At 67.4% G+C, this 17,983-nt stretch carries 18 protein-coding genes and 2 pseudogenes; 8 read left to right on the forward strand and 12 right to left on the reverse strand.

Annotated features, from left to right (window positions below; all coding sequences use genetic code 11):
• Nucleotides 1-125 precede the first annotated feature (125 nt).
• The gene (locus tag JWS14_RS42120; protein WP_095869778.1) at nt 126-902 is read left to right on the forward strand and encodes an SDR family oxidoreductase; all 777 of its coding nucleotides are present in this window, start codon (nt 126-128) and stop codon (nt 900-902) included.
• Nucleotides 903-1,569: 667 nt separating this feature from the next.
• On the opposite strand, the gene JWS14_RS50685 is transcribed toward JWS14_RS42120, so the two are convergent.
• The 3 genes from JWS14_RS50685 to JWS14_RS42135 form a co-directional block, all read right to left on the reverse strand.
• Nucleotides 1,570-1,785, reverse strand: coding sequence for a hypothetical protein (locus tag JWS14_RS50685; RefSeq protein WP_241031752.1), 216 nt, complete (start codon nt 1,783-1,785; stop codon nt 1,570-1,572).
• Between the two features lie 140 nt (nt 1,786-1,925).
• The gene (locus tag JWS14_RS42130; RefSeq protein ID WP_206016377.1) at nt 1,926-2,168 is read right to left on the reverse strand and encodes a hypothetical protein; all 243 of its coding nucleotides are present in this window, start codon (nt 2,166-2,168) and stop codon (nt 1,926-1,928) included.
• A 225-nt stretch (nt 2,169-2,393) separates the two neighbouring features.
• Nucleotides 2,394-2,573 (reverse strand): hypothetical protein, encoded by a 180-nt coding sequence (locus JWS14_RS42135; protein WP_206016987.1) that lies wholly within the window; start codon nt 2,571-2,573, stop codon nt 2,394-2,396.
• Nucleotides 2,574-2,749: 176 nt separating this feature from the next.
• On the opposite strand from JWS14_RS42135, the gene JWS14_RS42140 reads away from it, so the two are divergent.
• A complete protein-coding gene (locus JWS14_RS42140; protein WP_206016378.1) occupies nt 2,750-3,733 on the forward strand; it encodes an ATP-dependent DNA ligase in 984 nt (327 codons plus the stop codon).
• Between the two features lie 465 nt (nt 3,734-4,198).
• On the opposite strand, the gene JWS14_RS42145 is transcribed toward JWS14_RS42140, so the two are convergent.
• From JWS14_RS42145 to JWS14_RS42155, 3 genes are all read right to left on the reverse strand, one after another.
• Nucleotides 4,199-5,068: a hypothetical protein gene (locus JWS14_RS42145; RefSeq protein ID WP_206016379.1), complete on the reverse strand. Its 870-nt coding sequence runs from the start codon at nt 5,066-5,068 to the stop codon at nt 4,199-4,201.
• 283 nt (nt 5,069-5,351) lie between these two features.
• Nucleotides 5,352-5,747 carry a hypothetical protein gene (locus tag JWS14_RS42150; RefSeq protein WP_206016380.1) on the reverse strand — a complete coding sequence of 132 codons (396 nt, stop codon included), beginning with the start codon at nt 5,745-5,747 and terminating at the stop codon, nt 5,352-5,354.
• 369 nt (nt 5,748-6,116) lie between these two features.
• Nucleotides 6,117-6,326, reverse strand: a complete 210-nt coding sequence (locus JWS14_RS42155) for a hypothetical protein (RefSeq protein WP_241031753.1) — start codon at nt 6,324-6,326, stop codon at nt 6,117-6,119.
• Between the two features lie 415 nt (nt 6,327-6,741).
• Between JWS14_RS42155 and JWS14_RS42160 the strand changes: the two genes are divergently transcribed.
• From JWS14_RS42160 to JWS14_RS51310, 4 genes are all read left to right on the forward strand, one after another.
• Nucleotides 6,742-7,131: a GNAT family N-acetyltransferase gene (locus tag JWS14_RS42160; RefSeq protein ID WP_241031754.1), complete on the forward strand. Its 390-nt coding sequence runs from the start codon at nt 6,742-6,744 to the stop codon at nt 7,129-7,131.
• A gap of 190 nt (nt 7,132-7,321) precedes the next feature.
• Nucleotides 7,322-7,948, forward strand: coding sequence for a nucleotidyltransferase domain-containing protein (locus JWS14_RS42165; protein ID WP_206016382.1), 627 nt, complete (start codon nt 7,322-7,324; stop codon nt 7,946-7,948).
• Complete coding sequence (locus tag JWS14_RS42170; RefSeq protein WP_206016383.1) at nt 7,948-8,355, forward strand: hypothetical protein; 408 nt, start codon at nt 7,948-7,950, stop codon at nt 8,353-8,355. The genes JWS14_RS42165 and JWS14_RS42170 overlap by 1 nt, the downstream gene beginning before the upstream one ends.
• A 500-nt stretch (nt 8,356-8,855) precedes the next feature.
• Nucleotides 8,856-8,981, forward strand: a complete 126-nt coding sequence (locus tag JWS14_RS51310; protein ID WP_259376148.1) for a hypothetical protein — start codon at nt 8,856-8,858, stop codon at nt 8,979-8,981.
• 761 nt (nt 8,982-9,742) lie between these two features.
• On the opposite strand, the gene JWS14_RS42175 is transcribed toward JWS14_RS51310, so the two are convergent.
• From JWS14_RS42175 to JWS14_RS42200, 6 genes and pseudogenes are all read right to left on the reverse strand, one after another.
• The gene (locus tag JWS14_RS42175) at nt 9,743-10,372 is read right to left on the reverse strand and encodes a sigma-70 family RNA polymerase sigma factor (protein WP_206016384.1); all 630 of its coding nucleotides are present in this window, start codon (nt 10,370-10,372) and stop codon (nt 9,743-9,745) included.
• Nucleotides 10,373-10,839: 467 nt separating this feature from the next.
• Nucleotides 10,840-11,667: an ABC transporter permease gene (locus tag JWS14_RS42180; protein ID WP_206016385.1), complete on the reverse strand. Its 828-nt coding sequence runs from the start codon at nt 11,665-11,667 to the stop codon at nt 10,840-10,842.
• Nucleotides 11,664-12,593, reverse strand: coding sequence for an ATP-binding cassette domain-containing protein (locus tag JWS14_RS42185; RefSeq protein ID WP_206016386.1), 930 nt, complete (start codon nt 12,591-12,593; stop codon nt 11,664-11,666). Before JWS14_RS42185 ends, JWS14_RS42180 begins: the two co-directional genes overlap by 4 nt.
• Nucleotides 12,594-12,775: 182 nt before the next feature.
• Nucleotides 12,776-13,838: pseudogene (locus JWS14_RS42190) on the reverse strand (flavin-containing monooxygenase).
• A gap of 22 nt (nt 13,839-13,860) precedes the next feature.
• Nucleotides 13,861-15,087 (reverse strand): MFS transporter, encoded by a 1,227-nt coding sequence (locus JWS14_RS42195; protein ID WP_206016387.1) that lies wholly within the window; start codon nt 15,085-15,087, stop codon nt 13,861-13,863.
• A gap of 3 nt (nt 15,088-15,090) precedes the next feature.
• A pseudogene (locus JWS14_RS42200) lies at nt 15,091-16,433 on the reverse strand (FAD-dependent oxidoreductase).
• 99 nt (nt 16,434-16,532) lie between these two features.
• On the opposite strand from JWS14_RS42200, the gene JWS14_RS42205 reads away from it, so the two are divergent.
• Both JWS14_RS42205 and JWS14_RS42210 read left to right on the forward strand, forming a co-directional pair.
• Nucleotides 16,533-17,402, forward strand: coding sequence for a helix-turn-helix domain-containing GNAT family N-acetyltransferase (locus tag JWS14_RS42205; protein ID WP_206016388.1), 870 nt, complete (start codon nt 16,533-16,535; stop codon nt 17,400-17,402).
• 26 nt (nt 17,403-17,428) lie between these two features.
• Nucleotides 17,429-17,959: a DinB family protein gene (locus tag JWS14_RS42210; protein ID WP_206016920.1), complete on the forward strand. Its 531-nt coding sequence runs from the start codon at nt 17,429-17,431 to the stop codon at nt 17,957-17,959.
• Nucleotides 17,960-17,983: the final 24 nt, after the last annotated feature.

Consider the following 17,983-nt stretch of genomic DNA (forward strand, 5'->3'; position numbering starts at 1 on the left):
ATTTGCCTGGGTGTGGTGCACCTAGGCAAACCGCGGCCTGTTCGCCCACCCCGATCACGCCGACGATGGAATCCGTACCCCGAGGAACCACACCTCGAAACACCACCGTCAAGGAGACACACCCCATGAGCCAGGTCCTGACCGGAACCCCCCTCACCGGCCGCATCGCCGTCGTCACCGGCGCCTCCAGCGGAATCGGCGAAGCCACCGCCGAACGACTCGCCCAACTCGGCGCCAAGGTCGCCCTCCTCGCCCGCCGCACCGACCGCATCACCACCACCGCCAACCGCATCAACGCCGCCGGCGGCACCGCGATCGCCGTCACCACCGACGTCACCGACCGCACCGCCCTGCAAGCCACCGCCGACCGCATCACCACCGAACTCGGCCCCGTCGACCTCGTCTTCGCCAACGCCGGCGTCCAGCTGATCTCCGAAATCGTCGACCTCAAGGTCGACGACTGGGACACCCAGATCGACCTGAACATCAAGGGCGTGATGAACACCATCCAGGCCTTCGTCGAACCCCTCGTCCAGGCCGCCGCCGACGACAAACCCGCCGACCTGATCACCACCTCCTCGATCGCCGCCACCCGCGTCCTCGAAAAGTTCCAGGTCTACTCCGGCACCAAGGCCTACATCAGCCAGCTCACCCGCCTACTGCGCACCGAACTCGGCCGAAAAAACGTCCGCGTCTCCACCATCGAACCCGGCATGGTCGACACCGAACTGCCCGACCACGTCACCGACCCCGACGCCAGCAAACTCATGGCCGACCTGATCGACCAGATCGACGTCCTCCAATCCGAAGACGTCGCCGAAACCGTCGCCTTCCTCACCGCCGTCCCCAAGCACGTCAACCTCACCGAAATCACCATCCTCCCCACCGCACAAGCCATCTAAACCCACCCACCTCAACGCCGCTGTCGCCCGAGATTTAGGGCGGCAGCAGCGTTGTCACATCTCGGCGGAACACCGATGGCACCGACGATCCCTACAACACCGCGATCTCAACAAGGCACTGTTCGACGAATTCGCTACCGAATCCGACTCAGCTCGCCCGCAGCGAGCAGATACCGTTCTACACGCCATCTCTCAGCCGCCTGTCCCGTGATTCCCTCACCCTGCACTACGTGGTGGAGTTCCTCCTCAGCCACAAAGTGCCGATCGCAACCACCAACTGCCTTATCCGACCGTCCGACGTCTGGGTGCGCACCGGTGTTCTCGTGCCGACGGACACACAGAACGTCCGAGCCGGCCTCGACGATCTCAACGGCCTGACCGGCAGCCACCGCAAAACCGTCGAGATGATCAGGAGGACATACCCCGGGTGAGCGTCGACCTCGACGAGTCGATGAGGTCGGACATCGAGTATCAGTGCCCGCGATCGCATACGTTGAACGGGTCAAATTCGTTTCGCGCGCAACCTAATTACCAACTACACCGACGGACCTCTCAATTGCATCACCTGCAGCACCGGCCGCGGCTCGCTCGTGAGCAGCATGACCAGCGCGGAGCGCTGCTCGTCGCTGCGCGGAGCCGACCCGAGCCGGGCGACCGAGGCGGTCCATCACTGGTGCAGGTTGATGCTGTTGTAGGTGGCCATCCGGATCCTGTTGGGTAGCAGATTGTCCCAGTAGTCACCGCGGCGGGCGGCCACCCAATTGCTGCCGGACCAGTCGATCCCGTAGTGCAGCAGCAACACCAACCTCTCCGCCACCTGCGCGGCCGGCGCGGTCAACGGTGGCAGCTGCGGCACAGCAGCGAGCCATCGATCGGTTACCATGATCGTGCGTACCCCCATCGTGTTCATCACTGCCGGGCGTAGAGAACTACGCGGGATTTCTCAAGCCAAGGACGCACCGGCCGGTGGCCGGTGACGAGGATGCATCCCACCACCGGCCACCCACGGTCACGTGTTCCCGGTTAGATGCTCGCGTGGATCGCCGCCCTGACGGTCAGACGCACGGCGAAGGACACCACCGCAACCACCGCCACCGTGGCCTCCCTGATGTGGTCTGTGCGCAACACGAACTCGCTGGTGCGCCAATGCGGGGCGGGGTCGGTGCGGTGGCGGGCCAGGGCCCGCCGGAGCCGCCAGAACCGGCGGAACAACTCGCCCACCACGGTCATGGCCGCGCAGGTCCAGATGAAGGTGAGGTCCAACATGACGACTCCTCGAAAATGCAGTCGGGAGACACCGCGGAATTTCGGTGCCTGCGAGGCACGGCTGGGTTGCCGTCCATCGCAGGCCATAGGAGACCAAACAGCTTCTCCACCCCACGTCCTACACGTGCCGAAACATCCTCTGAACAGCGCAGACAGACCTAGAGTCGGGTAGCGCGGAGGCTGACCGCGAACCACGGCCGCCGTGGTTCCAGTCGTCGAAGACCGTCAGCCACCGGTCGGCGGCGACCCTGCTTTCGGACGAGGTAACCCGGGGTGACGCCGCGGCCGCGAAGGCGAGCACGCGAGCACCCACAGGGCGCGGGCAACTCCCGCTTGGTGTTTGATCTGGGCGGTTGAGCCGCCGACGACCAGCCGGGCGCCGAGCCAGAGGGTCCAGGTGGTCATGGGTCGCGCGGGTCCTTCCGACGTGGGCGGGCGTGGAGTCTCGTGGGACAGGGTGTCATGACGCCGGCGGCCGAGCAGAACGGCGGGTCGTGGGCGGTCGTGTGATCGCGCCGCACTCTCGGCGACGGGAACCGGAAGGGTCGTCTCAGCTGTGGACATGGGCGCACAATCGGCCCATGCGGCTGATTGCGCCGATGTTGGCCACCCCGGGTGAGCTTCCCGAGGCAATGGACGGCGGCTGGGCGGCGGAAATGAAGTACGACGGCTGCCGCCTATTAGGCGCGGTCGGCGGCGGCGAGCCGCCGGTGTTGTGGACCCGCAACCTCAACGTCGTCACCTCCTCGTACCCGGAGGTGGCCGAGGCCTTGACCGACGCACTCGGCGGCCACGGCCGCATCGTGTTCGACGGCGAGATCGTGGCACTCGCCCAGGGGCGGCCGTCGTTCGCGCGCTTGCAGAAGCGGATGAACACCCTGCGCCCAACCACGGCCATGCGGCGGCAGGTGCCGGTCACCTACCTCCCGTTCGACATCCTCTCTGCCGACGGCAGTGATCTGATGGCGGCGCCGTATCTGGAGCGCCGCGCCGCTCTCACCGACCTCGGTCACGAGCTGCACGGGTCCGGCGGCCCCGTGCAGCTCTTGCCGCACTGGGTAGGAGTGGACGGTGCCGTCATTCTGGAGGCCGCCAGGAATTCCGGGATGGAGGGCGCGGTTTTCAAACGGGTGGGGTCGCCCTATCTATCGGGTCAGCGCACCCGGTCGTGGCGGAAGGTTCCCCTTCGCACGAGGAGCTCCTGCTTGATTGTTGGTTGGATCGCGGGCGGGGGTGCACAGCGGAACATGGTCGGCTCACTCGTCCTCGGCGCCTACGATGACCAGGGCGTTCTTCGCTACGTGGGCAATGTCGGGACCGGATTCACGATGGCCGTGCGCCGCCAACTGACGGAGAAGCTGGCCACCCTCGAACACCGCACCAGCCCGCTTGGACCCGATGCCGCGGCCGCGGAGGAGCACGGGATCGTGCGCTGGGTCGAACCGGTGATCGTCGTGGACGTCGCATACCACGGGTCCAGCAATTCGGGCGGGCTGAGGCATCCCAGCTTCAAAGGGCAGCGAGGAGACCTTGATCCGGGCTCGATCACCCGGGATTCGCTGTGACGGAACAGCATCCGTAGTCAAAGGAAAGCCGCCGACACCTTCCCCGGCGTCAGCGGCCTCCTCATCCCCTACGTCGAGAACGCTACGCAATGTAGGTCTTACCCGGCCAGCGGGACGGTGACAGTGACGCCATATCGCCTCTCGGCAAGTGGTCGCTCGCAGCGACTTTTCTGGTGTGGTACCCGGGGTATGAGCGCCACCGTCAGCCTCTTCAACAGCGGACGAGGTGGTGGGTATTCCGACCGGGGGCCCGGCCACTCCCACGGGCGACCGGTCACCGGCCGCGGCGTGCTCGGCGCGGCACCACCGTGCGAGCAGGGCGCGGGCCTGCGGTTCGGTCGCGACGACGGCCACCCGGTCGAGGACACCCTCGTCGATCCCGGTATCTCGCCTCGTTCGACCATCACACCGGGCCCACCCTGCAGCAGCATGACCCCGACGAACTTTCGACGAGGACCACTCGGTTCACGCGTCGACGCGGTGTCGGGAGAGCAGGGGACGGAAGACATTCGCCGCGAAGACGAGGAACCCCACCGCGACGACGCCCAGCACGACGACCTGACCGACCGAGCCGGCCGGATCCGAACGGGCCATCATGACCGCGGCCATGGACACCACGGACGGCGGAACCAGCACGAACCAGCCGAGCACCGCGTACAGCGCCTTGGGGGCGGACGGTGTCCGGCGGAAGAGGGCGACCGCCGAGACGATGGTGGCCGGCACCACGAGACCGAGGTCGAGCAGCACGATGGACCAGAAGAACGTGCGCGCGTCGGCGAATTCGGCGGGCATCGCGCCGCCGAGGATAGGGCCGAGATATCGCGACACCACGAAAGCCGCCAGCGCGAGCAGGATCACGCCGTAGGTACGTTGCTTGGCCGGTGTGGTGTCCGGCAGCGAACGGGTGTCGGTGATCGTCCAGGCCCCCACGGCGAGCACTGCCCCTGCCGCGAAGACGCCGAGGTCGAACAACACCACGGCATTGAAGGCCGCGTATTCGGGGCCGAGCACGTACTGAGCGAACATGTAGGCGGTGTAGGCGGCCGGGCCGAATGCCATAGGGCCGGCGGCGCGGTGCCCGCGCAGCGCCAGCACTGCAGCGGCAATGCTCAACGGGGCAACCAGAGCGAGGGTGACGATCTCGAGGCCGATCAGCTGGTTCTGCAAGGTGGTCGAGATCGGATAGTCGATAAGGCCGAGGCCGAGTGGTCCGAGAAGCGAATTGAGGACCAGCACACCAGCGAGGAGGAACATCCCGGTCCCGAATACGGCGTGCCGGCCCGGCGGCGCCGGGCGTGAGCCGGTGTTGCCGCCTGCCGAACGAATATCTGTCAACGTGTGTGACCTTCCGGACCCGAGTGTTCGCGTCAGTATGCCCAGCCGGTCTGCCAGCCCGCACCGCAACGTGCGATCGGACAGGTCGGTGCGGTCAGGGAGGTGGGCGGCTTTCCTGAAGCAGCGAGGACCACGCTTCACAAGCGCAACGCGAGGAATGGCCCATCCTCGCACCTCGAGAACCGGTCACCAGAAGATGCGCCGAGTTGGCGACTGTGTCGCAGGCTCGAATCCTGCTCGCCGGCCGCGCGGCGATCTTCGGGTCGTTCAGAGGTTCTCGGCGTCACGACCGGCGGTGCTGTTGCGCAGTTGCGGGGTCGGTTGGGGTGCACCAGATCACTGCGGCTCCGGTAACGAGGTAGAGCACCTGCAGGAAGTGAAACCCGCGAATAGAGGCGATCTCCGCAACGATCCACACCACCATGATCACCCCGGACAGGATGCCGGCCGCCTGCCATCCCACGCTTCGTTTGATCATCGCCGAGGCGGCGAACAACGAGCTGCCTCCCACAACGGCCAGCAGAATCACCCCGGGGAAGTAGAGACTGTCGAAGTCGGTGTGCTCAATCCATGAGGGTTGTTCCGGGATCGTGCCGGTCATCAGTGCGATGCCCCCGCCGGCTGCCGAGAGGCCATTGAAGACCAATAATCCGAGAACGAATTTACCGACTGTGCTCATACGCGGCCATCTTATGCCCGGAACCGCAACACCCACCGCCTACCACCGGGGTGCTCATTCGATCACCCCATCGAAGACGTCACCGTCGTTGACGTTGACCCGCAGATGGAACGCTTCCGTGTTCGGGGTGTCAGCGATTGACCGCGATGCGCGTCTCAGCGCCGGGATGCCCCGATTGCGTCTGCAGAGCACCGTCAGCGGTGCCGTCAAACAGGTCGCTCGATGTGAGTCGGCCACGTCCAGCCTCGCTGCTGGGTGGACGCCGTTCAGGTCACCGTTGAGCACCCCGGAGCTGCACTCCGATGGCGGCAAGCACTCCGCGGGTGTGAAGGCACAAACCCCCGAAGGGCAACGTGACCCGGGGACGAGCTAGGTAGCGGCACCGCGGCCGCCGGGTTGCCGCCGTAGTTCCTCGATCGTCTGCTCGGCGGCGCGCAGCGCGGTGGTTAGAGCATCTGCGCGTTCGGAGGCTGATTGCCGGACCTCGGCCAGTTGTGCGGCATGATCGGCGCGCGCTTGTTCACGGTCCGTGCGGGCCTCGGCGCGCAGGTCAGCGAGTTCGCTACGAAGACGGTCCACGTCCTCGCGAGCTTCCTGCGCGGATGTGTGCGCTGCCGCGGTCTGCGTTTCGGCGCGGGTCTGTGCGAGCTGAGCTTCGGCGGCCGCCTCTTGCGCAGCGTCAACGGCGGTCCCCGCGAAGGTCCTCCGCCCCGGGGATCACCGCACAGATCCCCGCGCCCTGTGGGGACGGCCCGGGGAGGTCGCACAGGTCGTGTGCACTTCCTGGCCGCAGACGCCTCCTCGACATCACCGGACAGTTCAACGGGCGGCATGTAATCGTGACCCAACCCGACAGATCCACCCCTGGTCCAGCCTCGGTGAGGCGAGGAAAATAGGGACGATGGTCGACATCTATGAGGTACCCGCAGGAGAGCCACGCCTGACGTCATTCCTCCAGGCGCAACACACCACCCAGATCGCCCGGCGCGGCGAGTTGGTCGACGCACGCGACCGCCCCGCCCTGATCGCATCGACCGATGACGAGACGGTCGGGGTGCTGATCTACGACATCGACGGCACGAACTGCGAAATCGTGAACATGCGCGCATCCGGCCAATGGGGCGGCGTCGGCACGGCACTTATCGAACGCATCGCCGAAGTCGCCCGTGCACAAGGCTGTTCGCGACTGTGGTTGGTCACGACGAACGACAACCTCGACTCGATGCAGTTCTACCAGCGGCGCGGCTTCCGCCTGTCGGCCGTTCGATGCGGCGCAGTGGACGATGCGAGACGGACCCTGAAGCCGGACATCCCCGACGTGGGCTACTACAAGATCCCGCGTCGGGATGAAATCGAGTTCGAGCGCGACCTCGAGCCCGCGTAGACGAGCTCGCCCCCACTCAGCCCGGCCGAGGAGGCGAAGCGGGCTGAGCGCCCATCTCGCTCTTCGGAGTGCGTGATTCTTGTTCGATGAGTGCCGCTGCTTTCTGCAACGCCGCGGCAATTATCCCGTACTATAGTACGGGTAGGCGTACAATAGTGCGCGAGACATGACGTCCCTAGGGAACGGAATTATGGATCTGATTCGGCCGCTACAGACAGTGACGCCCACCCTTGATGGTGATGTGCTCGCTGCGCTCGCAGCCGCATCTGAGGCGACATTCACGACCGGCCAGCTGCACCGGGTGCTGCACCGCCATTCGGAGGAGGGGATACGGAAGGTGTTGCAACGATTGAGCAAGCAGGGCACGGTGCTGTCTTCGAGGGTGGGCCACGCGTTCGTGTACCAGCTCAATCGTGAACACCTGGCGTTCCCTCATGTCATGGGTCTCGCCGACTTGTCCGGGGAGTTCCTGCGCAGGTTGGAGGCGCGGTTGGCCGGCTGGGAGATTCCCCCGATGTATGCCGCCGTGTTCGGATCGGCTGCACGCGGAACGATGACGATCAACAGCGACATCGACATCTTCCTGGTCCGGCCGGACGACGTCGCGGTCGAGGAGTGGGATGAGCAGGTGGCGGAGCTGATGGCCGAGGTGACCAGATGGACCGGCAACGATGCGCGGGATCTGCAGTTCGCGGAGAGTGAGATCGCCGGCCGCGGCACGGATGAGCCGGTCCTGCGGGATGTGGTGAAGGAGGGGCTGACGGTGGCCGGTTCACGGGCCGGTTTCACCCGGTTGCTGCGTCGGGGAAATCGGTAGTGGGGCGGACGCGGCCGTGTGACCAGACGGTCCGCCGGGCGCGGCTGAGAAAAGCCGAACAGTTCTTTCACCTGGCCGAGATCGGTCGCGACTTCGCCGACGAACCGGACGGGGTCGATGATGCGGTCGTGACGTTGTGGGTGCACGCGGGCATCGCAGCATCGGATGTCATCTGTTGCGCGCGACTGGGTAAGCATGCGCAGGGCGAGGACCACAAGGATGCTGTCACGCTGCTCGGGTCCGTCGACCCGACCACGGCGAAGCACCTCAGTGTGCTGCTGGGTCTCAAGACGCGGTCCGGTTACACCGATATGCCGACGAGCCGTACCGAATCGAAGCGCGCTGAACGTGCCGCCGAAGCTCTGGTCGAGGCGGCCCGTCGCGCGCACGCTCAGGCCGGAAACTGAACGTAAGACTCGAAACTGGCGGCGTCGGAGTCAAATCAGATCGAGCGAATAGAGCCTCGATCGATCAGTGACCTGCAGCGACGCACCCCGTAAATTCGGGCTGGAGCGGACACTCTGGGCGGGTCCGGGTCCAGGTCCGGCGTGACGTTTCCAGTCGCCGCCACACCGTGGGCGGACTGGTAGACAGACCAGGGGTGGTGGAACGCTCGGATCAGGAGGCCTCGATGCCGCGTCCATCATCATGGGTGAGTACGACGGCGTCCGCCCTCGGTGGGGATGACTATGACCGATCCCGACCATGTTCACGTGGTGGTTACCCTGATCGTCATTCGGTATCGCCGCCGATCCCGGCCCCTCCCCCTCGCCGAGCCCCAGCCCGGCACGGCTCGCGAACCCTGCTCTTGGGGCTGCTCGCGTTGAGCGCTCCGGCCCAAGTCCCCGACGGCGCCCGTCCGGCCCGGTCCAGAAGGGCGATGTTTCCGGCGCCGAGTGGAGCAGCCATGGAAATACTGGCCATCATCGTCGCCCTGACCACCGCCATCCTCATCGTCCCCGGCGCCTATCTTCTGCTGTGCGCTGTGACACTCGTCGAACAACGTCAACTCGAAGCCGACCACGACCAGTAATGGCCACAGCCGTCTCGACTGCCGGTTCACCAAGGTCGCCATAAAACTCGAAAATCACTGGGGTAGAGGGAGTTTACATAAATAGTTGACGTAATATTGGTTTTCGGCGCATGGCGGAGGTGGTCACCGCGCAGCTGCGAGCACAGAATGCCCCACTGCCGAAGCGAGGAGCGTTCGTTGTGTAGGTGGGTGGGCGCGCAAGGCTGGAAACCGCTGGATAGGGCTGCCTACAGGGGTGCTTACGCCCCGGAGACCTCCTACACGAATCACTCCCCTCGGCTACTGCCTCGGGCACCCACATTGTGTCGGTGCCGGTTGCGTCGACGCAACCGGCACGCCCGTGACCTGCACGAAATCGGCTAACGCCCAGCAGTCTCGCTCGCATTTCTCATCGCCCTTTCTCCTGGTGCGTCCTTTCTAGTACTCCTCCGTCTGATCTGGTACCCATCCCCACGGATCAAGGAGCCACCATGACCAACGCCGACAAGTTCGAAAACCCGACGACGGATCGGACGGACGCAAACCCACGGACTGCGGCACCCACGTGTTGCAGCACCGAACGACAAGCCACCTGCTGCGACCTCAGCGAGAAGTCGACGTGCTGCGGTCCGACGGCGACGGCCGGCGACGGATGCGGCTGCCAGTAGCCCTCACGTGACAACGGTGCGGTGCGAGCGAAGATGGCTCGCACCGCACCGCAGTCTTGTCAGCGTGACCTCGCCCGGTCGCCCCGTCGCCGTCACCAGAGATGATTCGCCGGTCTACTCGTCGTCCGATGGCGTGGCTCCGCAGGCGCAGGATCCGCTGCGGGGCTCGTAGTCGTGGACATGGCCGGTGCGATCCTGGCTGATCTGACAGCAGGCGTGCAATTGGGCCTGGAGGGCGGCGCGGCCGCGTTGGACCCGGGATTTCATCCCGGACACCGAGATTCCCACCTCGCTGGCGGCGGCGGCGTTGGTTCGGGCGTCGAGGTCGACCATCCTCACCGCCGCGGCCTGCTCGGCGGGCAGCCCGGAGAGCATCGGCACCAGGCAGGAGGCGAGTTCCTTCTCCGCCGTCTCGTCGGCGTCAGGTTCTCCGTCGGGTCGGTTGTCGGGGACACTGTCGACAGCCAGCTCGCGGCGGTGGGGTGCCGACCGGTAGTAGTCGGTGATCGCGTTGCGGGTGATGGCATACATCCACCCGAGGATTCGGTCCTGCTCCCGCAGGTTGTCGAGGCTCTTGGCCATCCGCAGGAACACGATCGACAGAATGTCGTCGGCGTCCTCGGGACGGGAGACCCGGCGGGCGATGAAGGCCCGCAAGTCGCTCGAGAAGCGGCGCCAGAGCTGGTCGAGATCAGCTGGTGCCGGCTGGGGTGTCGTCGCGGTGGTGGCCGAGTCCTCGTTCATGATCTGTGGTTCCTCTCCGTCTTTCAGGATCCCCGCCTTACGGCGCGGTCGCGACCCCCTGAGGGCGTCCTCTCTCAGGTACGGACGACGGTGACCGCGGTCGGACGCACCTGCGTCCGAATCCGAAGTTCCTCGTCTGTATGGGTGTCGATGTCGATTCCGGATGCTCCGGTTCGACGTACCAGTAGAAGCACGGTGAGGAGGTGAGAGCAATGCTGACTACACATCTGTTGTCGGGCCTGACCAGTGAAGAGGTCGATCTGATCGTGGCGGAGGAGCTGCATCTGCTCGACGCCGCCGCATGAGCGTCATCGACGCCCGCACCGGGCGCATCTGCTGACCACAGCGCTCTCCTAGCCTCTACCCCTCCATCGGGTAGGGGCTTGGAGAGTGCCCGGCTCCGGACGGACATCGAACACGCAAAACCCGGCCCGTCCCCGTGGGATGGGGACGGGGCGGGTTCGTTGTCAGCGGGTTCGCGCTGACCGAATCATGCGGGTGACGACGGGAACGGCGGTCACCACCGCCCACAAACCGATCGCCGCGACCAGGGCGGTAAGAGTGTCCCCGGCGGTGGCGGTGCCGAGCACGTGGCCGCGCAGGGCGTCGGTGGCGTGCGCAACCGGATTCACTGTCGCCATGGCCTGCATCCAGCCGGGCATGGTCTCGATCGGCGCGAACGCACTCGAGACGAACATCAGCGGCATCATCACCATCATCCCGGCGAACTGGACCACGTCCGGCCGGCGGAGCCGGTCCCCGATCAGCCCGAAGAGGGCGCTCATCGCCCCGGCCAACACCACCAGCACGACAACCGCGGCGACGGCATCCCCTGCGGTGCCGTGGAACTCGAAACCCAAAGCGACGGCGGCGATCCCGAGCAACGCAGCCCGGGCGAGGGTGAACACGGCCTCGTTGATGGTGCGAGCCACCCCCGGCAGCGCCGCTCGCATCGGCAGGGCCGCGAAGCGGTCGTGCAGGCCGTTGGTGTGATCGATCGCGGCGGAGACTCCGGCGTTGGTGCCGGCCATCACCGTGGAGACGGCGAGCATCGCTGGGGTGAGGAAGACGATGTAGCTGACCCCGGCCGGAAAGCCCGGTCCTGCGGCGACGCTGCGGAACACCTGACTGAACAGCACGAGCATCGCCATCGGCATGGTCAGCGAGAACATCAACAGCTGCGGAACGCGGGCGCTGGTGCGCAGGTTCCGGACGGTGAGTGCGGCGAGCTGGTCCCCGACCGAGGGACGCCCTACCGAAGGGGCGGCTGTGGTGGTGGTGCGGATGGTGGTCATCGGTGGGCTCCGGGGGTGTGGGCGAGGTGGGTGAAGACGTCGTCGAGGCTCGGTGAGGTCACGTCCAGGTCGGTGACCTCGATGCCGCCGCGGTGCAGGTCGGCGACCAGCGCGGTCGCGGCGGGGGCGTCGTCGACGGTGACGGACACCCGCAGGCGGTCGCCGTCGACCCGCGGATCGGTGTCCGGGATGAATGGCAGCGCGGCGAGCTGACCGGCGGGGATGGTGGCGCTGAGGACCTTGCCGCCGACGATCCGTTTGAGCTCGGCGGGGGTGCCGCGGGCGGCGACCCGGCCCCGGCGCAGGACCACGATGTGGTCGGCGAGCCGGTCGGCCTCCTCGAGGTACTGGGTGGTGAGCACGACCGTGGTGCCCGCGTCGGTGAGCTCGTCGACGACGTTCCACAATCCGGCGCGGGCGAGGGGATCGAGACCGGTGGTCGGCTCGTCGAGGAACAGTACCGACGGGGAGCCGACGAGGCTGGCGGCCAGATCGACCCGGCGGCGCGAGCCCCCGGAGAGTTCCCCGACCCGCCGGGACGCGTATTCCTGCAGCCCGAGCCGGTCGATCAGCGCGTCGGCCCGCGCGCGGGCGGTGCGGCGCAGCCCGGTCAGTCGGCCGATCAGCTCCAGATTCTCTCGGGCGGTGAGGAATTCGTCGAGACCGGCGTATTGGCCGGTCACGCCGATCCGGCGGCGGACCTCGGTGGCGTGGACGACGACGTCCAGGTTCTCGATCTGCACGCGGCCGATGGTGGGCCGCACCAAGGTGGCGAGGGTGCGGATCAAGGTGGTCTTGCCGGCACAGTTGTGGCCGAGCACCCCGAGCGTGGCCCCGGCGGCCGCTTCCAGGTCGACGCCGTCGAGGGCCCACGTCGTGCCGTAGGCGACGTGCAGATCCTCGACGAGGACGGCGGGGGCGGTCATCTCGCACCCCCGCCGTGGCCGCCGGCCTCGCGGCCGGTTCCGGTGGAAGAGAACAGGTGGGTGGTCATCGAAGGAGTTCCTCTCGAAGGACGGTGTGCCCCCATCCCGTCGTGGATGAGAGTTACCTCCTCAGACGAACCAACCGCGATTCGGACGCACCCGCCACCGATTGCGGCCTCCGATCAACTCGAGTGGCCGCGGGTGAGACGTCCCACCAAATGATGGGCGTCGCGGCCCACCCCGCGCAGCGACGCCGACGATAGCGACCGCTGCCACTCCAATCCCAGGTAGCCGAGCCCGGGGTGGGTGGTGGACAGGCCCTTGCCGCGTCGGGGCCGGCCGGTGTCGGTGAGCGCCCCCAGCCCGGCCAGATACGGCAGGTGCGGGGTGTAGCCGGTGGCGAGCAGGACCGTGTCCGCACCGGTGCGGGTGCCGTCCGCCCAGATCGCTTCGTTTTCGTCGAGGGCGGTGAACATCGGCCGCACACCGGGTTTGCCCGCGGCAAGGCCCGCGCGGTAGCGGCCGGTGTCGAACACCGCCACCGTCGGCGCCGTTTTCAGCAGGTGCCCGATGGGGGCGGCGTCGAGGCCGGTGACGGTGACGGTGAACCAGAAATGCATGTCTCGCCCCCCACGGGCGTTGCGGCACGAACTTCACCGGACTCCGGATGGCCAGCACGACCTCGTCGGCAACTTCAGCGAGTTCGGCGGCGATCTTGACTGCGGAGTTCCCTGATCGGACGACGATCACGTTCTGCCCGGCATAGTCGTCGGGTGTCCGGTAGTCGCTGGCGTGCTGCACCTTCCCGGTGAACGTTCCTCGACCGGCTAAATCGGGAAGGTGGGGTGAGCCGAATCCGCCGGTCGCCGCGATCAATCGGGGTGCGGTGAACGCGGTGCCGGTGTCGGTTTGGGCGGTGAACGCACGTCCGTCGTGGTCGACGGTGAGGACCCGGTGATTGACGTGGATGTCGGTGTCGATGGTTTTGGCGTACCGGCGCAGGTAGTCGACCACGTCGTCGCGGCGCGGATACCGATCCGGGTCACCGGGAAACGGCAGTCCGGGCAGGGAACTGTATTTCGCCGGGGAGAACAGGGTGAGGCTGTCGTAGTTGTGCGGCCAGGACCCGACCGGTTCGTCGCCGGCCTTGAGGATCGCCGGGCTGAGGCCGCGTGCACGGAGGTGGTGGGCGGCGGCGAGGCCGGACTGGCCGCCGCCGACGACGAGGGCGTCATAGTCACTCAATTCAGTTGTCTCTTCGAGGATGTCAGGCGGCGATTTCGGCTTTGCGGTGGTGGGGGATGCTGGCGGCCCCGATGAGGGCGGCGACCACAGCGGCGGCGGCGAGGATCAGGTACGCGTGGGCGTAGCTGCCCGTCCACGCCGATAACGCGGTCCCCGCCCACGGGGCGAGGGCCATGACGATGGCGACCGGCGCGGACATCAGCCCGTTGAGGCGCCCGTAATGGGTGGCACCCCACCGGTCGGTGATCGCGGTGGCCTGGATCAGGGTGAAGATCCCGCGGATCAGCCCGGCACCGATGGCGACCGAGATCAACGCGAGGGTGGTGGAGACGATCCCGAGCAACGCCGTAGACGCGGCGGTGGCGGCGAGGATCACCACGATCCGGGTGCGGGCGGTGGTGCGCGCGGCGAGCGGGAGGTAGCCGAGGCGGCCGAGGACCTGCCCGGCTCCACCCAACCCCAACGTCAGGGCCGCGAGGGACGGGGAGAAGCCCTGCTCGATCAGCAGCGGCACCAGGTTGAACACCCCGGCGAACGCGGCGAACGCCCCCAGGCTCAGGGCGATGACGAGGGCGAGGAACGCGCGGCTGTGGGAGGCGTCCCGGTGATCGACCGGATGCGCCCCGGTCGGGGCGGGTGGGTGCGGCCACCGCCCGCGCAGCCCGAGCAGGTGCCCGGGCACGGTGATGATCGCCAGGATCGCGGCGAGGACGAGATACGTTGCCCGCCAGTCATATCGGTCCACCAAGGCCGCGGTGAGCGGGGCGAAGACGGTGCTGGCCAGCCCGGCGGCGAGGGTGAGGATCATCAGCGCCTTGACGTAGCCGTCGCCGTACCAGCGGGTCAGTGCCGCGAATGCGGGTGGATACAGCACCGCGCCCATCGCGATCCCGGCAGCGAGCCACCCGGCGTAGAAGATCGGCAGGTTCGGGGCGGCCGCCACGACCAGCAGGGCGGGGACGGCGAGGACGGATCCGGTGGTCATCACCGCCCGCGGGCCGATCCGGTCGATGATCCGCCCGACCGGGATGCCGGTCAGGGCGGCGGCGAGCTGGGACAGGGAGAACGCGGCCACGATCACCGGCAGCGACCACCCAGTGTCCGCCGAAATGGACACCGAGAGCACCGGGAACGCGTAGTACAGGATGCCCCAGCTGGTGATCTCGGTCAGGCAGAGCACCGCCAGGACCCGCCGCAGACCGGCCTCGTCGAGAGACGTGGTCTGCGGCGGGGTCCTGGTGTCGGTCACGGGTTATCCGCCCGTGCGGGCGGACAGGGTGACCAGCTGTGGATCCGGGGCCGCGCAGCAGCCACCCTCAGCGGTGGCGGGTTCGGGGTCGTCGAACACCCCGGCGCCGCCGCACACCCCGGTCTCGGGGAGGGTGAGCTCGACCCGGGCCGCGGACTCGTGGTCCCCGTCGAGGGCGGCGGCGATGGAGCGGACCTGCTCGTAGCCGGTCATCGCCAGGAAGGTCGGGGCGCGGCCGTAGCTCTTCATCCCGGCCAGGAACACATTCGGTTCCGGATGCGACAGTTCGGCGACGCCGTGTGGGTAGACGGTGCCGCAGGAGTGCACGTTCGGGTCGATCAGCGGCGCCAACTGGGTGGGGGCCTGCAGCACCGGGTCGAGGCCGAGGCGGATCTCCGACAACCAGGACAGATCGGGGCGGAACCCGGTGAGCACGACCACCCGATCGACGTCGTCGATGCGGGCACCGGTGTCGGAGACCAACACCACCCGGTCATCGTCGTCGGCGGGTTCGATGGTGGCGGTGCGGAATCCGGGAACCACCGTCAGCAGTCCGGCGTCCACGGCCGCCTTGGCGCGCAGGCCGAGGGCGCCGCGGGCGGGCAGCTGGTCGTCGTCGCCGCCGCCGAAGGTGGATCCGACGTCGCCGCGGCGCAGCACCCAGCTGATCCGGGTGCCCGGCGCCTGCTTCTCCAAGTCGGCCAAAGCGACGATGGCGGTCAGCGCCGAGTGCCCGCTGCCGGCGATCACGATGTGCTTGCCCGCATACCTCGCTCGCACTGCCTCGTCGGCGAGGTTCGGGACCCGGTACTCGATGACATCGACGGCGTCGCGCTCGCCGAGGGCGGGCAGGCCCTCCCCGCCGAGGGGGTGGGGGTGGTCCAGGTGCCGGAGGCGTCGATGACGGCGCGGGCGGTGATGCGGTCCTCGGTGCCGTCCGATCGGCGCAGGTGCACCGACAGTGGTTCGGTGTCGCGGCCGGCGTCGACGACCCGGTCGCGGCCGTGGCGGGCCACGCCGACCACCTCGGTGTTCAGCTGCACGATGTCGTCGCCGAGCGCGGTCGCCAAGGGGACCAGGTAGTCGCGGGTCCAGTCCTGGCCGGTCGGGTATCCGTCGTCGTCCGGGGCGGTCCAGTCGGTGGTGTCGAGCAGGCGGCGGGCGGCGGGGTCGATCAGTTCACCCCAGCGGGAGAACAGCCGCACGTGATTCCACCCCGCGATCGCCGCACCGGCGCTCTCCCCGCGTTCGAAGACCAGCGGCGTCAGGCCTCGTTCACGCAGTTGTGCGGCGGCGGCGAGGCCGACCGGTCCGGCCCCTACGACGACTACGGGCATGGTGTTCATCTCGAGAATCCTTCCATCGACGTTCATCGATCCTATGATGGAGAGTATCGACGTCTGTCGATGAATGCAACCATCGACAGATATCGATATAGTGAACTCATGACTTCCCTGGACATGCCGGCCCTCCGCACCCCCGGCGCCGATCAGGTGGATGCGTTGGCGCCGGACGATGCGGCCACCTACGCCGGGTGGTTCGCCTGCCTGGCCGACCCGACCCGAGTCCGGCTGCTGCATCAGGTCGCCAGCCATCCCGCGGGCATCACCGTCGGTGAGTTGGCCGAGGCGCTGGGGATCGGGCAGCCCACCGTCTCGCACCACGTCCGCAAACTCGCCGACGTCGGGTTCGTCACCGCCGAAAAGAACGGCACCAGCACCGTCGTCGTGGTCAACCCGTCCTGCTGCACCGGCCTCCCGCACGCCGCCGACGCGGTGATGGGGGTGCTCACCCCGCGACCGTGCTGCCCGGACGACCTCCCCGACGACGTCACGGTTCGTCCGATGCGTGACGAGGATTGGGAGACGGTGCGCCGGATCTACGGCGAGGGGATCGCCACCCGCACCGCCACCTTCACCACCGAAGTCCCCACCCGGGACACCCTGGACGCACAGTGGCTGCCCGATCATCGGTGGGTCGCCGAAATCGACGACGTCGTGGTCGGCTGGGCCGCGCTGACCCCGACCTCCGGGAGGGACTGCTACCAGGGCGTCGCCGAGAACGCGATCTACGTCGCCGACGGCATGCGCGGTCGCGGCGTCGGCAAGGCCCTGCTGCGCACCCAGGTCATCGCCGCCGACGAGGCCGGAGTGTGGACCTTGCAGACCTCGATCTTCCCGGAGAACCGGGCCAGCATCGCCCTGCACCACTCCGCCGGATTCCGCACCATCGGCGTCCGCGAACGCATCGCCCAACTCGATGGCATCTGGCGCGACACCGTCTTCCTCGAACGCCGCTCCCCAGTGGCCGGATAATCCCCTCGAACCGCCTGGGGCACATGATGTCCGAGCCACCACCTGTTGATCGTGCCGCAATCGCCGCCGACCTCGACCGCACCCGGCGGGCACTGCACGACCTCCTCGATCACGCCTCGCCGGACGACTTCGAGCGCCGCTCAAACGGCACCCGCTGGACCAACGAACAGTTGCTGTTCCACATGGTGTTCGGCTACATGGTGGTACGCCGACTCCTGGTGCTGGTCCGGGTGTTCTCCCGGCTGCCCGACCCGATCGGCCACGGATTCGCCCGCGCCCTGGACGCCGGAACACCGGTGTTCCACCAGATCAACTACCTCGGATCGTGCGCGGCCGCGACCGTGTTCAACCGCCGCCGGATGGGCCGACGCTGCGACCGTGTCATCGCCAAGCTTCAGCACTCCCTGTCCAAGGAATCGGAGACGAATCTGCGGCGCAGCATGGCATTCCCGGTGCGCTGGGATCCGTTCTTCACCGAGACCATGACCCTCGAACAGGTCTACCGATACCCGGGCAAGCACTTCGACTTCCACCGCGCCCAGCTCACACTCGGCTGAACCCATTCCGCCGAAATCAGCTCG

The organism is Rhodococcus koreensis, from assembly GCF_017068375.1.
Lineage (GTDB): Bacteria > Actinomycetota > Actinomycetes > Mycobacteriales > Mycobacteriaceae > Rhodococcus_F > Rhodococcus_F koreensis.